This window comes from Pantoea sp. S18, assembly GCF_045689705.1.
Taxonomy (GTDB): Bacteria; Pseudomonadota; Gammaproteobacteria; order Enterobacterales; family Enterobacteriaceae; genus Pantoea; species Pantoea symbiotica.
This window is the reverse complement of sequence record NZ_CP142688.1, coordinates 229,938-248,798: the sequence shown is the minus strand read 5'-3', so window position 1 is coordinate 248,798 and position 18,861 is coordinate 229,938. Positions and strand designations below refer to the sequence as shown.

The following is an 18,861-nucleotide window of genomic DNA, read 5'->3' as shown; positions in this document are numbered from 1 at the left end:
AAAAGTTTATACGTTAGCAAGCACGAAGGAAAAGAATTTGGCCTTAAGCCGCTTCTTTTGCATCGCGCACAGCAGCCAGAGTACGGACCAGTTTGCCAGCAGCGGCTTCTTTCATGGTCGACATCAGACGTGCCAGTGCTTCTTCGTAAGTCGGCAGAGTTGCCAGACGGTCAATATTGGCCGCCGTGATCAGCTCACCTTCAAAGGCTGCAGCTTTGACCTCAAATTTTGCATTCGCTTTAGCGAAATCTTTGAACAGACGAGCAGCAGCGCCCGGGTGTTCCAAAGAATATGCAATTAGGGTCGGACCAACAAACGTGTCTTTCAGGCACTCGAAAGGAGTACCTTCAACGACGCGGCGCAGCAGGGTGTTACGAACAACACGCATGTAAACGCCAGCTTCACGACCTGCTTTACGCAGTTCGGTCATTTTATCAACGGTTACGCCGCGGGAATCCGCAACAACCGCTGAAAGCGCGCCTTTGGCTACTTCGCTAACTTCAGCAACAATCGCTTGTTTGCCTTGAAGATTTAATGCCATTAGCTTTGCTCCTGGATTGGCCGGGAATAATTTCCCGGAACTCACTTCACTCATTCACCCGAAGGCGATAAGCGCTATTACACGGTGAGCAGAATCCAGCGAAGAAAAAATTCTTTTTGGTTCTGTCACCGTCTACGCAGGGTATTAAGCAAGATATCCGAAAATATTCTGCTCCTGCGGTCTCGGACGGAGGCCAGGATAAGGCCTGGCTCCAACCTAAGCGACTGAACAACTGAGCCTTTAGACTTAGTCACTCACTCGCTTTGAATCTGGGTTCTGAATTGAGTAAACAACCAGAACAACGGGCGTAATATTCTAGATGAATTTTTCGCCCGTTACAAGCAGCAATTAGTTTGCTGATGCGCTCAGACCAGCCTGGTCAACGGCAACGCCGGCGCCCATGGTGGTAGAGATGCTGACTTTCTTGATGTACACGCCTTTCGCCTGTGATGGTTTAGCTTTTTTCAGCGCAACCAGCAGAGATTCCAGGTTTTCTTTCAATTTGTCAGTGTCAAAATCCACTTTACCGATGGTGGTGTGGATAATGCCGTTTTTGTCGTTACGATAACGAACCTGACCTGCTTTAGCATTTTTAACTGCTTCAGCAACGTTAGGGGTTACAGTACCAACTTTCGGGTTTGGCATCAGACCGCGTGGGCCCAGAACCTGGCCCAGCTGGCCAACAACGCGCATCGCATCAGGAGAAGCGATAACAACGTCAAAGTTCATTTCGCCTTTTTTGATCTGCTCAGCCAGATCTTCCATACCAACCAGCTCTGCGCCAGCTGCTTTAGCAGCTTCAGCGTTTGCACCTTGGGTGAAGACGGCAACACGTACTGAACGACCAGTACCGTGTGGCAGAACGGTCGCGCCGCGCACGTTCTGATCAGATTTACGAGCATCGATGCCGAGGTTAACAGCAACGTCTACGCTTTCTACAAACTTAGCAGTAGCCAGTTCTTTCAACAGAGCAACAGCTTCGGTGATGTCGTACTGCTTGGTCGCGTCAACTTTGTCGCGAATTACGCTCATGCGCTTGGTCAGCTTAGCCATTTCTTAATCCTCTACTACCAGGCCCATGGAACGAGCAGTACCTTCGATAGAGCGAGTCATCGCTTCTACGTCAGAACCAGTCATGTCCGCAGCTTTAGTTTCTGCGATTTCACGTACCTGAGCACGAGTCACTTTACCGACTTTATCTTTGTTCGGCTTACCAGAGCCAGACTTGATGCCTGCTGCTTTTTTCAGCAGAACGGCAGCCGGAGGCGTTTTGGTAACGAAAGTGAAAGAACGGTCGCTGTATACGGTGATAACAACTGGAGTAGGCAGACCTTTCTCCAGAGATTCTGTCTTGGCGTTGAACGCTTTGCAGAATTCCATGATGTTAACACCCTGCTGACCCAGAGCTGGACCAACAGGTGGGCTTGGGTTAGCCATACCAGCTGCAACCTGCAGCTTGACGTAGGCTTGTACTTTCTTGGCCATGATATTTCCTCAATTGGGTTTTAACGCCTGAAAAACAGGCTCCCCGTGATAACGATTTACACGCTAGTAGCAGCGCATAAAAACAAAAGGCGCGAAATTATAGGTAAATTTCGCGCCTTCCGCAAGAGCTAAAAAGTGAACAAAAGGGTTAAGCTTTTTCCACCTGAGCGAAGTCGAGTTCCACTGGCGTTGCACGACCAAAGATGGAAACGGAAACTTTTAAGCGGCTCTTTTCGTAATCCACTTCTTCGACCACACCGTTGAAGTCGGCAAACGGGCCGTCGCTGACGCGTACCATCTCGCCTGGCTCGAACAGCGTTTTTGGACGCGGCTTATCACCAACCTGCTGCAGGCGGTTCATAATCGCATCAACTTCTTTATCACTGATTGGCGCAGGACGATCGGAAGTTCCGCCGATAAAGCCCATCACACGCGGTACACTGCGTACTAAGTGCCAGCTGGCGTCATTCATTACCATCTGAACCAATACGTAGCCAGGGAAGAATTTACGTTCGCTTTTGCGACGTTGGCCACCACGGATTTCGACGACTTCTTCAGTCGGCACCATGACTTCGCCAAAAAGCTCTTCCATGTTGTGCAGTTTGATATGCTCGTGCAGCGACTTAGCTACACGAGCTTCAAAACCGGAGAACGCCTGAACGACGTACCAGCGTTTTTTTGGAGCTTCAGACATCTCAGAACCTCAGGCCAGTGATAAACGATACCAGGCGGACCAGAATACCATCCAGCCCCCACAAAATCAGTGACATCACGGCAGTTACCGCGGCAACGATTAACGTGGTGTGCAATGTTTCCTGGCGAGTTGGCCAAATGACCTTGCGCATTTCGGTTCTTGCTTCACGGGCAAATGCAACAGTCGCTTTGCCTTTGATTGTCAGCAATGCGATGCCGCCTGCTGCAGCAATCAGCACTACTACAGCCAGCGCGCGCAGCGGCAGTGTTACATCGCGATAAATATAGTTGCCGACAATTGCTACCAGGAGCAATGCGATCACAACTACCCATTTCATCGCTTCAAGGCCGCGCCCGCTTCCTTGAGCTTCGGTATTCGCACTCATAAACCAACCTGCCACAATAATTCAGAAACTATTCTGCCCCGCAGAGCGAGGCATCCAAACCGAATGAGCTTTTGAGCGTAACTCGGTATCCAACGCCGTGAAACAGAGCCTGTCTCAACAATGATTATGATTGAAAATCACTGATGAGCCAGGTTCTATGTAACAGCGTGCAAAAAGGGCATCAAATGATGCCCTTTCCTTGTGCATTGCGTCAAATGTTATCGCAATTAAGCGATAATATCAGCAACAACACCCGCACCAACAGTACGGCCGCCTTCACGGATTGCGAAACGCAGACCCTGATCCATAGCGATTGGCTTGATCAAAGTTACGGTCATTTTTACGTTGTCGCCTGGCATTACCATCTCAACGCCTTCTGGCAGTTGAACGTCACCGGTCACGTCAGTAGTACGGAAGTAGAACTGAGGACGGTAGCCTTTGAAGAACGGAGTATGACGGCCGCCTTCATCTTTAGACAGAACGTAAACTTCTGAAGTGAACTGGGTATGTGGCTTGATTGAACCCGGCTTAGCCAGAACCTGACCACGCTCGATGTCTTCACGCTTGATACCACGCAGCAGAACACCACAGTTCTCGCCTGCCTGACCCTGGTCCAGCAGTTTGCGGAACATTTCAACGCCAGTACAGGTTGATTTCACAGTATCTTTCAGGCCAACAACTTCAACTTCGTCGCCCACTTTAACGATACCGCGCTCAACACGACCGGTAACAACAGTACCACGGCCAGAGATTGAGAATACGTCTTCGATTGGCAGCAGGAACGGCTTGTCGATTGCACGTACTGGCTCTGGGATATAGGTATCCAGATGACCAGCCAGTTCAATGATCTTAGCTTCCCACTCAGCGTCGCCTTCCAGCGCTTTCAGAGCAGAACCACGTACGATTGGGGTGTCGTCGCCTGGGAAGTCATATGCTGACAGCAGGTCACGTACTTCCATCTCTACCAGTTCCAGCAGCTCTTCATCATCAACCATGTCGCACTTGTTCAGGAACACGATGATGTAAGGAACGCCAACCTGACGACCCAGCAGGATGTGCTCACGGGTCTGTGGCATTGGGCCATCAGTCGCAGCAACAACCAGGATCGCGCCGTCCATCTGTGCAGCACCGGTGATCATGTTTTTCACATAATCGGCGTGGCCTGGGCAGTCAACGTGCGCATAGTGGCGATTCGGGGTTTCATACTCAACGTGAGAAGTGTTGATGGTGATACCACGTGCTTTCTCTTCTGGCGCTTTATCGATCTCGTCGAATTTGCTTGCTTTACCGCCGTAGGTTTTAGCCAGCACGGTAGTAATTGCTGCCGTCAGGGTAGTTTTACCATGGTCGACGTGACCGATGGTGCCCACGTTTACGTGCAGTTTGTTACGCTGAAATTGCTCTTTAGCCATCGCTAGTCCCTCTAAGACACGGATATATCGAAGATATCGTCATATCAACCAGGCATTGCCTGACTGTTTGGTTTACAGAGAGAGAATCAGGAGAGAGATAAAGGAAGTGGTGCTGATACCCAGAGTCGAACTGGGGACCTCACCCTTACCAAGGGTGCGCTCTACCAACTGAGCCATATCAGCACATCTGGAGCGGGCAGCGGGAATCGAACCCGCATCATCAGCTTGGAAGGCTGAGGTAATAGCCATTATACGATGCCCGCATCCTGGAACTCGGCTACCTGTTCTTTCTGTAGCTTATGAATAATAAAAGAAGACCTTCTATTATTCGAGCCGGTCAGAGTTTCTGACCAACTTTGATTGCGCTAACGCACAATCTGAAATTCGAAGGTGAGAGATGAATAACTCACCCATCAGACAAAGACTTTATCTGATGCCCAACCAGGAGGTTGAGATGGTGGTGGGAGAAGGATTCGAACCTTCGAAGTCTGTGACGGCAGATTTACAGTCTGCTCCCTTTGGCCGCTCGGGAATCCCACCTACTTGATGGTGCCGGCTACCGGAATCGAACTGGTGACCTACTGATTACAAGTCAGTTGCTCTACCAACTGAGCTAAGCCGGCATCAAGTGGAGCGCATTCTAGGAAGACCCGAAGAAGGATGCAACAAAAAAATCGCCAAAATTGTTCTATCGCTTACTATTTGTGCAAATCATCTCAAATTAGCTATCTCATGCAGTAAAATCATCCAAAACATGTCCATTTTTACACCAATTCGTCGATTGGTTTTCTCTGTATCAACATCATTTCCAATGCACATATTTGAAGCGCACTGCCTTTCTACTGTGCAAATTTAGAAATTTTTTTGTGAAAACATCCTCCATAGCCGTTTTTTCGGCTGGTCCGCATTTTGCTTATCTATTAAATCGGGTCATTAAATGGAGTGTGTCGTATGAATATTGTTCAGATTACTGCAGAAACATTACCCCGTTATCGCCAGGCTTTGGCTGCCCTGATGATAGACGCGGTAAAAAACAATATGACTTCGGCATTCCAACATTCGCAAAAGATGCAACAGTATCAGGATGCCGAGCGTTATTTTCATAGCTTGCGCAACCAAATGGCACACCATGAGCTGCTGTTATGGATCGCTATCATCGACTCGGTTGTGGTGGGAAGCATACAGCTCAACATTTGTCAGCGCCCAGATGGACAAAATCGCGCGGAGGTTTTACAGCTGCTCGTGCATTCCAGCACTCAACGAGAAGGAATCGGGCGCAGATTAATACAGACGCTTGAGCATAAGGCAGAAAGCTATCAACGTGGGCTACTTTATTTGGATGTCATTGCGGGTTCTGTGGCAGAAAATTTCTACCGGGCACATGGCTACCACTATTTAGGGGAATTGCCCGACTATGCATTATGCGCGGATGGGCATCCTCATCCCGGCGCGATTTACTATAAACGTCTACGTACCAGCCCAGCAGAAAATGTAGCGACAAGCTACTGACCGACAAGAAAAATGCGGGTACGCTTGCGAAAGCGTGCTCCTGTTTATCATTTTACTTCTTTTTAAAGTCACACTGGTGTTACCCTCCTGCCCATTGTTCTCGTTAATTACCCCTGTGACGTGCAATTGAGTTTGATACATCGTTGTATGCCTAATGCAGCAAGGTGTTGATGAATCAGAATTTGCACTCAGATGCATGCTTATGAGTAAAAAAACGACACCTCTTACTACGCCCTATTTGCAGTTTAATCGCCAGCAATGGGCAGCACTGCGCGATTCAGTACCAATGACGTTGGCTGAAGGTGAAATTGAGCGTCTGCGTGGTATCAATGAAGACCTTTCATTAGAAGAAGTGGCCGAGATTTATCTGCCGCTATCGCGTCTGCTTAATTTCTATATCAGTTCTAATCTGCGTCGTCAGGCAGTGCTTGAGCAATTCCTTGGCACTAATGGGCAAAAAATCCCTTATATCATCAGTATTGCCGGCAGCGTTGCGGTAGGAAAAAGCACAACCGCTCGTGTGCTTCAGGCGCTGCTTAGCCGCTGGCCAGAACACCGCAAAGTTGAACTGATCACTACTGATGGTTTTTTGCATCCTAATGCCGTGCTCAAAGAACGCGGTTTGATGAAGAAAAAAGGGTTCCCGCAATCTTACGATATGCATCGCTTGGTTAACTTCGTATCTGATTTAAAATCGGGTGCTAACCAGGTAACAGCGCCCGTTTATTCTCATCTGATTTACGATGTCATTCCGGATGGCGATAAGGTCGTACAACAGCCTGATATTCTTATTCTTGAAGGATTGAATGTGCTGCAAAGCGGTATGGACTATCCTCACGATCCTCATCATGTATTTGTGTCTGATTTCGTGGATTTTTCAATTTACGTCGATGCACCAGAGTCCTTACTCGAGAGCTGGTATGTAAATCGATTTTTGAAATTCCGTGAGGGCGCGTTTAGCGATCCGGACTCTTATTTCCATCACTATTCGCAATTACCAGAAGAAGATGCACTCGATATTGCGCGCGGGCTATGGCACGAGATTAACTGGCTTAATTTAAAGGAAAATATCCTGCCTACACGTGAACGGGCTAGCCTTATTATGACTAAGTCGGCTGATCATGCTGTGCAAAGTGTACGCTTGAGAAAATAGCCTTTTTAATAAAATGCCCATAAAAGATTGTGGGCATTTTAATTTGTTAGTTGGTATGCATTAATTGTCTGGACGCAGTGAAATCTCGCCCCCGACCCAGGATTTAATGACTCCATCCTGCTCCAGTAATAAACCGCCCTGCTTATCAATACCTCGCGCAATGCCATATACTTCACGATCCCCTATAAGAAGCTTTACTGGGCGATTAATGAAGTTATCAAGGACTTCCCAACGAGAGACAAAAGGCGCCAAACCATCGCGCTCAAAAATGGGTAACGCTTCACGCAGGCTATTGATCAACTTCGCAGCCAACTCGTTCCGGTCAATATCAACTCCAGCTTCCTGAAGATTAATCCAACCCTGATTAATTTCCGCCGTACCTTCTGAACGCATCAGCAAATTGACGCCAGCACCTATAACGATCTGAGCGGCATCGCCGGTTTTACCGGTTAACTCAACTAAAATACCGGCAAGTTTACGATCGTTAAGATAGAGGTCATTTGGCCATTTCACCCGTACATCCGGCGCACCCAATGACTGAATTACTTCTGCCATGATGATACCAATCACCAGACTCAGGCCCATCGCCGCGGCTGGCCCCTGCTCCAGGCGCCAATACATGGACATATACAGGTTGGAACCAAACGGAGAAAACCACTTACGTCCGCGACGTCCGCGCCCTGCTTGCTGATATTCGGCAATGCATGCGTAACCAGACGGTAATTGATCCATCCGATCCAGCAAATACTGGTTGGTAGAATCGATTACAGGAATCACCGCCAGATTAGGTTGATGCAGGTGAGATAGAATGACTTCTTCATCAAGTAACTGAATGGGTTCCGGTAAGCTATATCCTTTACCCGTTACCGTATATACATCCAGGCCCCAGCTTTTCAGCGTCTGTATATGTTTATTGATCGCTGCACGGCTCATGCCAAGTGCTTCGCCCAGTTGCTCACCAGAGTGAAATTCACCATCAGCCACCAATGCCACCAACTTTAACGGCACGCTATTATCTTTCATGAAATTACCTCAACGGCGTTACGCTCGCCTCGAGCACCGATAAAGCGTACTTCTGGCTCCAGCCAAACATCAAATTTTTGACCGACTCTATTTCTGACCTGATGCGCCAAATCGACAATATCCTGTGGAGTGGCATGATCTTCATTAATCAGTACCAAAGCCTGTTGGCGGTGAACTGCGGCACCGCCAACACGAAAGCCTTTAAGACCACATTGATCGATCAACCAGCCAGCTGCTAATTTCATTTCACCGCTGGCCTGAGGATAATGAGGAATAGATGGCCACTGCTTAATTAGTGCAGTTGCATGCTCAGCTGTGATGAGAGGATTTTTGAAGAAACTCCCCACATTGCCTGTAATTTTGGGGTCAGGCAGTTTGCTTTGACGCATATGGCAAATAGCATTGAATATATCCCACGCACAAACTGTTGCTGGGTTTAATTTAGTAAGATCGCCATAAGTTAGAACAGGTTTCCACTGTTTTGCCAGACGTAATCCCACTGCAACTATGACATAGTCATTCTTCATTGCATGCTTAAAAACGCTATCGCGGTAGCCAAACTGACACTCTTCCCGATACAAACGAATAATCTTTTGCGTTGGAAGATGTAAAGCTTCAACGTAATGACAGATATCTTTAAATTCGACACCATATGCACCGATATTTTGAATCGGTGCTGAACCTGCCATGCCGGGAATTAGCGCCAGGTTTTCCAATCCTGTAATGCCCTTCTTCAGCGTCTGTTCAACTAAAGCATGCCAATTTTCGCCAGCACCAACATGTAAATGCCATGCTTCATCATGCTCTTCGATAGTTATGCCTTTAATCGCATTAACCACCACAGAGCCGCTGAAATCTTCCAAAAAGAGTACGTTGCTCCCTTCGCCTAATACAATAAAGGGCTGATTTAATTGCTGACTTTTTTTCCAGGCAAGGGTAATAGCGTCAGGAGTTTCAGCGATGGTAAGCGTTTGGGCATTGATCGCAAGACCAAGGGTGTTGAAAGCTTCTAGGGATGTATTGGGGCTGGACATTTCACGGCCTTTACTGATTAATCTGGCCGTAGTTTACCTGATTGGCAGGTTGCTAGTTTGATGTTTTCGTATTTCTGGTGGGATATTACTAATGTACAAACGTAAAAAAGCCCCGAACTTTCGTTCGGGGCTTCTTCACTTATTTGATGCCTGGCAGTTCCCTACTCTCGCATGGGGAGACCCCACACTACCATCGGCGCTACGGCGTTTCACTTCTGAGTTCGGCATGGGGTCAGGTGGGACCACCGCGCTAAAGCCGCCAGGCAAATTCTGCTGCAAAAACGAATAACATTCGCTTCCGCTGATTCTTTAATCCGTAAAACAAGCTGAAAATATCGGTCTCTCAGACCAAAACGCCTCTGGCGTTGTAAGGTTAAGCCTCACGGGTCATTAGTACCGGTTAGCTCAACGCATCGCTGCGCTTACACATCCGGCCTATCAACGTCGTAGTCTTCAACGTCCCTTCAGGACTCTCAAGGAGTCAGGGAGAACTCATCTCGGGGCAAGTTTCGTGCTTAGATGCTTTCAGCACTTATCTTTTCCGCACTTAGCTACCGGGCAATGCCATTGGCATGACAACCCGAACACCAGTGGTGCGTTCACTCCGGTCCTCTCGTACTAGGAGCAACCCCCCTCAATTCTCCAGCGCCCACGGCAGATAGGGACCGAACTGTCTCACGACGTTCTAAACCCAGCTCGCGTACCACTTTAAACGGCGAACAGCCGTACCCTTGGGACCTACTTCAGCCCCAGGATGTGATGAGCCGACATCGAGGTGCCAAACACCGCCGTCGATATGAACTCTTGGGCGGTATCAGCCTGTTATCCCCGGAGTACCTTTTATCCGTTGAGCGATGGCCCTTCCATTCAGAACCACCGGATCACTATGACCTGCTTTCGCACCTGCTCGAGCCGTCACTCTCGCAGTCAAGCTGGCTTATGCCATTGCACTAACCTCCTGATGTCCGACCAGGATTAGCCAACCTTCGTGCTCCTCCGTTACTCTTTGGGAGGAGACCGCCCCAGTCAAACTACCCACCAGACACTGTCCGCAGCCCGGATCACGGGCCTACGTTAGAACATCAAACATTAAAGGGTGGTATTTCAAGGTTGGCTCCACGCAGACTGGCGTCCACGCTTCAAAGCCTCCCACCTATCCTACACATCAAGGCTCAATGTTCAGTGTCAAGCTATAGTAAAGGTTCACGGGGTCTTTCCGTCTTGCCGCGGGTACACTGCATCTTCACAGCGATTTCAATTTCACTGAGTCTCGGGTGGAGACAGCCTGGCCATCATTACGCCATTCGTGCAGGTCGGAACTTACCCGACAAGGAATTTCGCTACCTTAGGACCGTTATAGTTACGGCCGCCGTTTACCGGGGCTTCGATCAAGAGCTTCTCCTTGCGGATAACCCCATCAATTAACCTTCCGGCACCGGGCAGGCGTCACACCGTATACGTCCACTTTCGTGTTTGCACAGTGCTGTGTTTTTAATAAACAGTTGCAGCCAGCTGGTATCTTCGACTGGCTTCGGCTCGGGGAGCAAGTCCCTCTACCTACGCGCCAGCGTGCCTTCTCCCGAAGTTACGGCACCATTTTGCCTAGTTCCTTCACCCGAGTTCTCTCAAGCGCCTTGGTATTCTCTACCTGACCACCTGTGTCGGTTTGGGGTACGATTTCGTGTTACCTGGAGCTTAGAGGCTTTTCCTGGAAGCAGGGCATCAGTTACTTCACCACCGTGGTGGCTCGTCGTCACGCCTCAGCCTTAAGATATCCCGGATTTACCAAAGATATCAGCCTACACGCTTAAACCGGGACAACCGTCGCCCGGATAACCTAGCCTTCTCCGTCCCCCCTTCGCAGTAACACCAAGTGCAGGAATATTAACCTGCTTCCCATCGACTACGCTTTTCAGCCTCGCCTTAGGGGTCGACTCACCCTGCTCCGATTAACGTTGAACAGGAACCCTTGGTCTTCCGGCGAGCGGGCTTTTCACCCGCTTTATCGTTACTTATGTCAGCATTCGCACTTCTGATACCTCCAGCACCCCTCACAGGACACCTTCAACGGCTTACAGAACGCTCCCCTACCCAACAACACATAGTGTCGCTGCCGCAGCTTCGGTGCATGGTTTAGCCCCGTTACATCTTCCGCGCAGGCCGACTCGACCAGTGAGCTATTACGCTTTCTTTAAATGATGGCTGCTTCTAAGCCAACATCCTGGCTGTCTGTGCCTTCCCACATCGTTTCCCACTTAACCATGACTTTGGGACCTTAGCTGGCGGTCTGGGTTGTTTCCCTCTTCACGACGGACGTTAGCACCCGCCGTGTGTCTCCCGTGATAACATTCTTCGGTATTCGCAGTTTGCATCGGGTTGGTAAGCCGGGATGGCCCCCTAGCCGAAACAGTGCTCTACCCCCGAAGATGAGTTCACGAGGCGCTACCTAAATAGCTTTCGGGGAGAACCAGCTATCTCCCGGTTTGATTGGCCTTTCACCCCCAGCCACAAGTCATCCGCTAATTTTTCAACATTAGTCGGTTCGGTCCTCCAGTTAGTGTTACCCAACCTTCAACCTGCCCATGGCTAGATCACCGGGTTTCGGGTCTATACCCTGCAACTTAACGCCCAGTTAAGACTCGGTTTCCCTGCGGCTCCCCTATACGGTTAACCTTGCTACAGAATATAAGTCGCTGACCCATTATACAAAAGGTACGCAGTCACCCCATAAATGAGGCTCCCACTGCTTGTACGTACACGGTTTCAGGTTCTGTTTCACTCCCCTCGCCGGGGTTCTTTTCGCCTTTCCCTCACGGTACTGGTTCACTATCGGTCAGTCAGGAGTATTTAGCCTTGGAGGATGGTCCCCCCATATTCAGACAGGATACCACGTGTCCCGCCCTACTCTTCGAACTCACAGTATGTGCACTTTCGTGTACGGGGCTATCACCCGGTATCGCGCGACTTTCCAGACGCTTCCACTAACGCACAAACTGATTCAGGTTCTGGGCTGTTCCCCGTTCGCTCGCCGCTACTGGGGGAATCTCGGTTGATTTCTTTTCCTCTGGGTACTTAGATGTTTCAGTTCCCCAGGTTCGCCTCGCAACACTATGTATTCATGTTGCGATGATGCACTGAGTGCACCGGGTTTCCCCATTCGGACATCGTCGGCTGTAGCGGTTCATATCACCTTACCGACGCTTTACGCAGATTAGCACGTCCTTCATCGCCTCTGACTGCCAGGGCATCCACCGTGTACGCTTAGTCGCTTAACCTCACAACCCACAGGCGTTTTGCAACGCGTGCAGACTGCAAGCATTTGAGAGACTCGAACATGTTGTTATTCATTTCCTATTACGGAGAAATGAACCAACACGTCGTTTCAATTTTCAGCTTGTTCCGGATTGTTAAAGAGCAATATCTCAAACATGACGGTTAAGTCAGTTTTGAGATACTTCGTGGAGACACCTTTCACCTGTCACCAAGCAAGTGGCGTCCCCTAGGGGATTCGAACCCCTGTTGCCGCCGTGAAAGGGCGGAGTCCTAACCGCTAGACGAAGGGGACACGAGTAGTGTCACGACTTCGCAGCCGTCTTGCTCATTACTTTTTATCAGACAATCTGTGTGAGCACTGCGCGGGAAGGTATCTTCAGGTAAGGAGGTGATCCAACCGCAGGTTCCCCTACGGTTACCTTGTTACGACTTCACCCCAGTCATGAATCACAAAGTGGTAAGCGCCCTCCCGAAGGTTAAGCTACCTACTTCTTTTGCAACCCACTCCCATGGTGTGACGGGCGGTGTGTACAAGGCCCGGGAACGTATTCACCGTAGCATTCTGATCTACGATTACTAGCGATTCCGACTTCACGGAGTCGAGTTGCAGACTCCGATCCGGACTACGACGCACTTTATGAGGTCCGCTTGCTCTCGCGAGGTCGCTTCTCTTTGTATGCGCCATTGTAGCACGTGTGTAGCCCTACTCGTAAGGGCCATGATGACTTGACGTCATCCCCACCTTCCTCCAGTTTATCACTGGCAGTCTCCTTTGAGTTCCCGGCCGAACCGCTGGCAACAAAGGATAAGGGTTGCGCTCGTTGCGGGACTTAACCCAACATTTCACAACACGAGCTGACGACAGCCATGCAGCACCTGTCTCAGAGTTCCCGAAGGCACCAAAGCATCTCTGCTAAGTTCTCTGGATGTCAAGAGTAGGTAAGGTTCTTCGCGTTGCATCGAATTAAACCACATGCTCCACCGCTTGTGCGGGCCCCCGTCAATTCATTTGAGTTTTAACCTTGCGGCCGTACTCCCCAGGCGGTCGACTTAACGCGTTAGCTCCGGAAGCCACTCCTCAAGGGAACAACCTCCAAGTCGACATCGTTTACGGCGTGGACTACCAGGGTATCTAATCCTGTTTGCTCCCCACGCTTTCGCACCTGAGCGTCAGTCTTTGTCCAGGGGGCCGCCTTCGCCACCGGTATTCCTCCAGATCTCTACGCATTTCACCGCTACACCTGGAATTCTACCCCCCTCTACAAGACTCTAGCCTGCCAGTTTCGAATGCAGTTCCCAGGTTAAGCCCGGGGATTTCACATCCGACTTGACAGACCGCCTGCGTGCGCTTTACGCCCAGTAATTCCGATTAACGCTTGCACCCTCCGTATTACCGCGGCTGCTGGCACGGAGTTAGCCGGTGCTTCTTCTGCGGGTAACGTCAATCGGTGAAGTTATTAACTCCACCGCCTTCCTCCCCGCTGAAAGTACTTTACAACCCGAAGGCCTTCTTCATACACGCGGCATGGCTGCATCAGGCTTGCGCCCATTGTGCAATATTCCCCACTGCTGCCTCCCGTAGGAGTCTGGACCGTGTCTCAGTTCCAGTGTGGCTGGTCATCCTCTCAGACCAGCTAGGGATCGTCGCCTAGGTGAGCCATTACCCCACCTACTAGCTAATCCCATCTGGGCACATCCGATGGTGTGAGGCCCGAAGGTCCCCCACTTTGGTCTTGCGACGTTATGCGGTATTAGCTACCGTTTCCAGTAGTTATCCCCCTCCATCGGGCAGTTTCCCAGACATTACTCACCCGTCCGCCACTCGTCACCCGAGAGCAAGCTCTCTGTGCTACCGTTCGACTTGCATGTGTTAGGCCTGCCGCCAGCGTTCAATCTGAGCCATGATCAAACTCTTCAATTTAAGTTTGATTTGCTGAAACACGTTCAGCGGTGCTCATCTGTAAAACGTCATAATGAATTTCATTATGTGTTCACTCGTGAGGCTTTGATATTTTTTACGTCCGGAGACGCTGATATCAATCCTGCGAGTGCCCACACAGATTGTCTGATAAATTGTTAAAGAGCGTTGCGAACAGCGGCTGAACCGCCTGTCGCGAGGTGGCGTATACTACGCTACTCTCCTTCGGAGTCAAACACTTTTTTCAGCGTTTTCATCCGGCGGGATGAATTTCTTCACTCCCTGCTGAGCCGTCTGCGTTGCCGCTTTGCCGTCTCAGTGGTGGCGCATTATAGGGAGTTATTCGGAGCTGACAAGGGTTTATTGCAAATAAATTACTGTTCGTCCTAAATTTCGCCACAACGCTGTATTTCACAACGATTTGCCTGGTAACTGCGCAAAATCCTGGGCAAAAAGCGCCACTTTATTCCAATCGGTGTATTCCACTTCTTTCGATGTATCGGTTTCCCCGCCGGTCATGCGCATAATGAATTGAATCATGACGCGATCAAACCAACGATAACGCGGATAACGCAATGCCCCGGCGAAAACCGCACAGCAATCGGGTTGCCACGGTGACTGCTCCAGGAACTTGCGCGTATACGCATTGGTCTCTGGCGTGCACTTATCAACTTTACGCGCCGTGAGGTTAACACTAAAGAAACCGCTTACCCGCTGCAGCAGCTGTGCTTTGTGCTGCGTGACAAACTTGAGCAATACCGGATTGAAGTGACCGTAGCGGATCGAAGCACCAATCAGCACGCGATCGTACTGCAACCAATCAATCTGGTTTGCCTCCAGTAGATCGATCACGTCACACAGTTGATGCGGCACTAACGTCTGCGCAATGCGCGCGGCAATGTCACGGGTTTGCCCATCGCGGCTGGAATACAGAATCAACGCTTTCATTACTCAATCCTATTTTATTATTCGCGCCAGAAGGTCGGCGTGAACAGCACCAGCAGCGTGAACACTTCAAGGCGTCCAAACAGCATGGTCAAAATCAAAATCCACTTCGCGACATCATTCATTGAAGTGAAGTTGTCTGCCACGACACCCAAACCGGGCCCGAGGTTATTCAGAGTCGCGGCCACGGCAGCAAAAGCAGAGAAGTCATCCACGCCGGTGGCGATGATGGCCAGCATACTGAGCAGGAACACCAGCGCATAAGCTGAGAAGAAACCCCACACCGCTTCGAGGATACGTTCCGGCAACGCGCGGTTACCCAGTTTGATGGTGTAAACCGCATTCGGGTGTACTAAACGCTTCAGCTCACGCGAACCCTGTTTGAAAAGCAGCAGAATGCGGATCACCTTCAATCCGCCGCCCGTAGAACCGGCCATGCCGCCGATAAAGGCCGAACACAGCAGCAGCACCGGCAGGAACAGCGGCCAGCGTGCAATGCTGTCGGTGGTGAAACCGGCCGTGGTCGCCATCGAAACCACCTGGAAAAACGCTTGATTCAATGTTTGCCAGCCGCTGGCGTACACATTGTGGAACCACAGCACGATGGTACAGATCAGCACTAAGGTCAGTTGTACACCAATAAACATGCGGAATTCGGGATCGCGCCAGTACACTTTCAGGTTGCGACCACTTAATAAAGAGAAGTGCAGGCCATAGTTACAGCCCGATATCAGCAGAAATACCGCGACGATGGTATTAATGGTTGGGCTATTGAAGTAGCCGATGCTGGCATCATGGGTTGAAAACCCGCCAATCGCGATAGTCGAGAAGCTATGGCCGATAGCATCGAACATCGGCATGCCCGCCAGCCACAGCGCCAACGCGCACGCGACGGTGAGCAACACATAGATCAGCCACAGCGTTTTCGCTGTTTCCGCAATACGCGGGCGCATCTTGTTATCTTTCAGCGGACCCGGCATTTCAGCGCGATAGAGCTGCATGCCACCCACGCCCAGAATCGGCAGAATCGCCACCGCCAGCACAATGATTCCCATCCCGCCGAGCCACTGCAGCATCTGACGATAGAACAGAATCGCTTTCGGCAGCGTATCCAGTCCCACCAGCGTGGTGGCTCCGGTGGTTGTGAGGCCAGAGAAGGATTCAAAGAACGCATCAGTAACTGAAAGATGTGGCTGCTCGGCGAAGATAAACGGCATCGCACCGACGCTGCCCAGCACGGTCCAGAACAGCACCACGATGAGGAAGCCTTCGCGCGGCTTAAGTTCGCTTTTCTGCTTGCGGTTAGGCCACCACAGCAGCGAACCGATAACGATCGCCATCATAAAGGTCTGACTGAACGCGCGCCCGGCTCCATCACGGTAAATCAAGGCGACGAGGCCCGGTAAAATCATGGTCACCGAGAACAGAATCACCAGCAGGCCCACGATGCGGGTAATGGCGCGAAAATGCATTCAGCCGTTTCCTTTAAACAGAAGCTTTTAGTTTGTCAGCGGGATGAGCGTCAGCGCGCCCCGGCTGTAATCAGAGAGGTTTTGGCGAAAGCCATCAATCTGCGCATGCGGCAACGCTAAACGCAGCGCAATACGATCCTGATAATGGCTCTCTTCTATAATGCCGTCAAAACGTTGCAGCAAACGCTCGATGTCGCTGAGTTGGGCGTAATCGCATTGCAAGGTAAAAGATTCCATCGGCACTTTACGTTGACGCGCCAGTTGCTTCAGCCCTTGCTGCACGCCGCCGCCATATGCTTTTACCAGTCCGCCGGTGCCCAGCATAATGCCACCATAATAACGCACCACCACCGCAGTAATCTCACCGACACCGCTGCCCATCAGTTGGGCCAGCATCGGTTTGCCGGCGGTGCCAGAAGGTTCGCCATCATCGGAGAAACCCAACTGTTGCGAATCATCCGGCGCGCCTGCCACCCACGCCCAGCAGTGATGCCGCGCGGTGGGATGTTCCTGTTTAACCTGCTGCACAAACGCGCGCGCCGCTTCCACGCCCGCCGTGTGCGCCAGCAAGGTGATGAAGCGGCTTTTCTTGATGGTTTCCTCGCTGAGACTCACGGCCTCAGCGGGAATGTCGTAAGCATCCATCAGGCAAGGTGCAAATCGCGCGTCATGTTTTCAATGCGATTAGTGTGAATCACCACGTTATCCTCGATACGAATACCGCCGTACGGTTTCAGTGCATCGATTGCCGCCCAGTCAAAGTATTGACTGAACTTGCCGCCGCGCAGCTTCGCCAGCAGCGAATCGATAATATAGAAGCCCGGTTCGATAGTCAGCACCATGCCAGGTTCAAGCACGCGTGTACAACGCAGATACGGATACTGGGACGGTGCCGCCAGATGCGTGCCGTTATCGTCCTGCATAAAGCCAGCCACGTCGTGCACCTGCAGGCCAAGCGGATGTCCAAGGCCATGCGGCATAAACGGACCGGTTAAATCTTCCGCCACCAGCGTCTCTTCGGTCAGACCTTTCACCAGTTCGAACTTCAGCAGCAGACGCGCAATGCGTTGATGCATCTGCAGATGATAATCGGTATAGCGCACGCCAGCTTTCAAAGTAGCGATCAGCGCCAGCTCTTCCTTGTTCATCGCCGCAACCATTTCGGCATAGCGCGATTTGCTCTGCGCCGCATAGCTGCGCGTCAGGTCAGCGGCGTAACCGAGATATTCCGCACCGGCGTCAATCAGGAAGCTGTGGCGTTTGGCCGGCGGTTGATGATCCAGTTTGGTGTAGTGCAGTACTGCGGCATGTTCATTCAGCGCGATGATGTTGCCGTAAGGCACATCGGTATCGCGATGGCCGGTTGCGGTCAGATAGGCGATATTGATATCGAACTCGCTCATGCCAGAGAAGAACGCCTCTTTGGCCGCGCGATGCCCCGCCACCGCCAGCTTCTGCGCTTCACGCATACACGCCAGTTCGTACTCAGTTTTGATACTGCGATGATAATGCAGGAAATCGATCACGCCTTTCGGGTTCACCTGCTCGCTGTTAATGCCGAGCTGGGAAGCGCGTGACGGCACCGGACCGATATACGCCACGTTTTCGCGCTGTGCAGGCAGCAACTGCGCGATCTCATCGGCACTTTTCAGGCCAATCACGTCCACATCGTTGGTCCAGAAGCTGTTGGGCAGCGGCTCAACGTTGTGCCAGTAATCAACCGGCGAATAGAACCACAGCTTGGGTTTATTCACGCCATCAATCCATAACCAGCAGTTTGGCACCTGCGTCACCGGCACCCACGCTTTGAACTGGGGATTCACCTTAAACGGATAGTCGTGATCGTCGAGAAAAACGGTCAATAACTCGCCGGAATGAATCAGCATGGCATCAAGCTTAAAGCGAGCCAGCACCTGCTGCGCTCGCTGCTGCAGCGTATTGATGTGCGCGTGATACAGGGTTTTCAGTGAATCCATGGACTTGTCTCCGATGTCGCGAAAGTGGCCGCAGTGTAGCA

General features: G+C 50.9%; 14 protein-coding genes, 5 tRNA genes and 3 rRNA genes. 2 read left to right on the top strand and 20 right to left on the bottom strand.

Annotated features, from left to right (window positions below):
- Positions 1–43 precede the first annotated feature (43 nt).
- From rplJ to VIJ98_RS01090, 10 genes are all read right to left on the bottom strand, one after another.
- Positions 44–541, bottom strand: a complete 498-nt coding sequence (gene rplJ / locus VIJ98_RS01135) for a 50S ribosomal protein L10 (protein ID WP_007886294.1) — start codon at positions 539–541, stop codon at positions 44–46.
- Positions 542–889: 348 nt separating this feature from the next.
- Complete coding sequence (gene rplA, locus VIJ98_RS01130) at positions 890–1,594, bottom strand: 50S ribosomal protein L1 (protein ID WP_008108395.1); 705 nt, start codon at positions 1,592–1,594, stop codon at positions 890–892.
- Between the two features lie 3 nt (positions 1,595–1,597).
- The gene (gene rplK / locus VIJ98_RS01125; RefSeq protein WP_008108393.1) at positions 1,598–2,026 is read right to left on the bottom strand and encodes a 50S ribosomal protein L11; all 429 of its coding nucleotides are present in this window, start codon (positions 2,024–2,026) and stop codon (positions 1,598–1,600) included.
- A 148-nt stretch (positions 2,027–2,174) separates the two neighbouring features.
- A complete protein-coding gene (gene nusG, locus VIJ98_RS01120) occupies positions 2,175–2,720 on the bottom strand; it encodes a transcription termination/antitermination protein NusG (RefSeq protein WP_008108391.1) in 546 nt (181 codons plus the stop codon).
- A gap of 1 nt (position 2,721) precedes the next feature.
- Positions 2,722–3,105: a preprotein translocase subunit SecE gene (secE, locus tag VIJ98_RS01115; RefSeq protein ID WP_008108388.1), complete on the bottom strand. Its 384-nt coding sequence runs from the start codon at positions 3,103–3,105 to the stop codon at positions 2,722–2,724.
- Positions 3,106–3,332: 227 nt separating this feature from the next.
- Entirely contained in the window at positions 3,333–4,517 is a 1,185-nt protein-coding gene (tuf, locus tag VIJ98_RS01110) for an elongation factor Tu (RefSeq protein WP_258144329.1), read from the bottom strand.
- A 107-nt stretch (positions 4,518–4,624) separates the two neighbouring features.
- A tRNA-Thr gene (locus VIJ98_RS01105) sits at positions 4,625–4,700 on the bottom strand.
- Positions 4,701–4,705: 5 nt separating this feature from the next.
- A tRNA-Gly gene (locus VIJ98_RS01100) sits at positions 4,706–4,780 on the bottom strand.
- Between the two features lie 192 nt (positions 4,781–4,972).
- Positions 4,973–5,057 (bottom strand) — tRNA-Tyr (locus VIJ98_RS01095).
- Between the two features lie 7 nt (positions 5,058–5,064).
- Positions 5,065–5,140 (bottom strand) — tRNA-Thr (locus VIJ98_RS01090).
- Positions 5,141–5,468: 328 nt separating this feature from the next.
- Between VIJ98_RS01090 and VIJ98_RS01085 the strand changes: the two genes are divergently transcribed.
- Positions 5,469–6,026 (top strand): GNAT family N-acetyltransferase, encoded by a 558-nt coding sequence (locus VIJ98_RS01085; RefSeq protein ID WP_323271891.1) that lies wholly within the window; start codon positions 5,469–5,471, stop codon positions 6,024–6,026.
- A 202-nt stretch (positions 6,027–6,228) separates the two neighbouring features.
- A complete protein-coding gene (coaA, locus tag VIJ98_RS01080) occupies positions 6,229–7,179 on the top strand; it encodes a type I pantothenate kinase (protein ID WP_154157738.1) in 951 nt (316 codons plus the stop codon).
- A 60-nt stretch (positions 7,180–7,239) separates the two neighbouring features.
- Here the strand turns inward: coaA and birA are convergent, their stop codons facing one another.
- The 10 genes from birA to pepQ all read right to left on the bottom strand — a co-directional run bounded on the left by birA (position 7,240) and on the right by pepQ (position 18,820).
- Positions 7,240–8,202, bottom strand: coding sequence for a bifunctional biotin--[acetyl-CoA-carboxylase] ligase/biotin operon repressor BirA (birA, locus tag VIJ98_RS01075; protein ID WP_008106989.1), 963 nt, complete (start codon positions 8,200–8,202; stop codon positions 7,240–7,242).
- The gene (gene murB, locus VIJ98_RS01070) at positions 8,199–9,236 is read right to left on the bottom strand and encodes a UDP-N-acetylmuramate dehydrogenase (protein WP_154157736.1); all 1,038 of its coding nucleotides are present in this window, start codon (positions 9,234–9,236) and stop codon (positions 8,199–8,201) included. Before murB ends, birA begins: the two co-directional genes overlap by 4 nt.
- A gap of 148 nt (positions 9,237–9,384) precedes the next feature.
- Positions 9,385–9,500, bottom strand: a 5S ribosomal RNA gene (gene rrf / locus VIJ98_RS01065).
- Positions 9,501–9,605: 105 nt separating this feature from the next.
- Positions 9,606–12,511 (bottom strand): 23S ribosomal RNA (locus tag VIJ98_RS01060).
- Between the two features lie 215 nt (positions 12,512–12,726).
- Positions 12,727–12,801 (bottom strand) — tRNA-Glu (locus VIJ98_RS01055).
- A gap of 89 nt (positions 12,802–12,890) precedes the next feature.
- Positions 12,891–14,430, bottom strand: a 16S ribosomal RNA gene (locus VIJ98_RS01050).
- Together the 16S, 23S and 5S rRNA genes with 1 tRNA gene alongside form the textbook arrangement of a ribosomal RNA operon.
- A gap of 408 nt (positions 14,431–14,838) precedes the next feature.
- Positions 14,839–15,375 carry a menaquinone-dependent protoporphyrinogen IX dehydrogenase gene (gene hemG / locus VIJ98_RS01045; RefSeq protein WP_323271890.1) on the bottom strand — a complete coding sequence of 179 codons (537 nt, stop codon included), beginning with the start codon at positions 15,373–15,375 and terminating at the stop codon, positions 14,839–14,841.
- Between the two features lie 17 nt (positions 15,376–15,392).
- Positions 15,393–16,844, bottom strand: coding sequence for a Trk system potassium transporter TrkH (trkH, locus tag VIJ98_RS01040; RefSeq protein ID WP_008105835.1), 1,452 nt, complete (start codon positions 16,842–16,844; stop codon positions 15,393–15,395).
- Positions 16,845–16,871: 27 nt separating this feature from the next.
- Entirely contained in the window at positions 16,872–17,489 is a 618-nt protein-coding gene (locus tag VIJ98_RS01035) for an IMPACT family protein (protein WP_008105833.1), read from the bottom strand.
- Positions 17,489–18,820 carry a Xaa-Pro dipeptidase gene (gene pepQ, locus VIJ98_RS01030; RefSeq protein WP_036648706.1) on the bottom strand — a complete coding sequence of 444 codons (1,332 nt, stop codon included), beginning with the start codon at positions 18,818–18,820 and terminating at the stop codon, positions 17,489–17,491. The genes VIJ98_RS01035 and pepQ overlap by 1 nt, the downstream gene beginning before the upstream one ends.
- Between the last annotated feature and the right edge of the window lie 41 nt (positions 18,821–18,861).

Coding starts and splice junctions, on each gene's coding strand:
- pepQ (WP_036648706.1), bottom strand. CDS start 18,820: ATGGATTCACTGAAAACCCTGTATCACGCGCACATCAATACGCTGCAG.
- VIJ98_RS01035 (WP_008105833.1), bottom strand. CDS start 17,489: ATGGATGCTTACGACATTCCCGCTGAGGCCGTGAGTCTCAGCGAGGAA.
- VIJ98_RS01085 (WP_323271891.1), top strand. CDS start 5,469: ATGAATATTGTTCAGATTACTGCAGAAACATTACCCCGTTATCGCCAG.
- birA (WP_008106989.1), bottom strand. CDS start 8,202: ATGAAAGATAATAGCGTGCCGTTAAAGTTGGTGGCATTGGTGGCTGAT.
- rplA (WP_008108395.1), bottom strand. CDS start 1,594: ATGGCTAAGCTGACCAAGCGCATGAGCGTAATTCGCGACAAAGTTGAC.
- rplK (WP_008108393.1), bottom strand. CDS start 2,026: ATGGCCAAGAAAGTACAAGCCTACGTCAAGCTGCAGGTTGCAGCTGGT.
- hemG (WP_323271890.1), bottom strand. CDS start 15,375: ATGAAAGCGTTGATTCTGTATTCCAGCCGCGATGGGCAAACCCGTGAC.
- secE (WP_008108388.1), bottom strand. CDS start 3,105: ATGAGTGCGAATACCGAAGCTCAAGGAAGCGGGCGCGGCCTTGAAGCG.
- trkH (WP_008105835.1), bottom strand. CDS start 16,844: ATGCATTTTCGCGCCATTACCCGCATCGTGGGCCTGCTGGTGATTCTG.
- coaA (WP_154157738.1), top strand. CDS start 6,229: ATGAGTAAAAAAACGACACCTCTTACTACGCCCTATTTGCAGTTTAAT.
- rplJ (WP_007886294.1), bottom strand. CDS start 541: ATGGCATTAAATCTTCAAGGCAAACAAGCGATTGTTGCTGAAGTTAGC.
- tuf (WP_258144329.1), bottom strand. CDS start 4,517: ATGGCTAAAGAGCAATTTCAGCGTAACAAACTGCACGTAAACGTGGGC.
- murB (WP_154157736.1), bottom strand. CDS start 9,236: ATGTCCAGCCCCAATACATCCCTAGAAGCTTTCAACACCCTTGGTCTT.
- nusG (WP_008108391.1), bottom strand. CDS start 2,720: ATGTCTGAAGCTCCAAAAAAACGCTGGTACGTCGTTCAGGCGTTCTCC.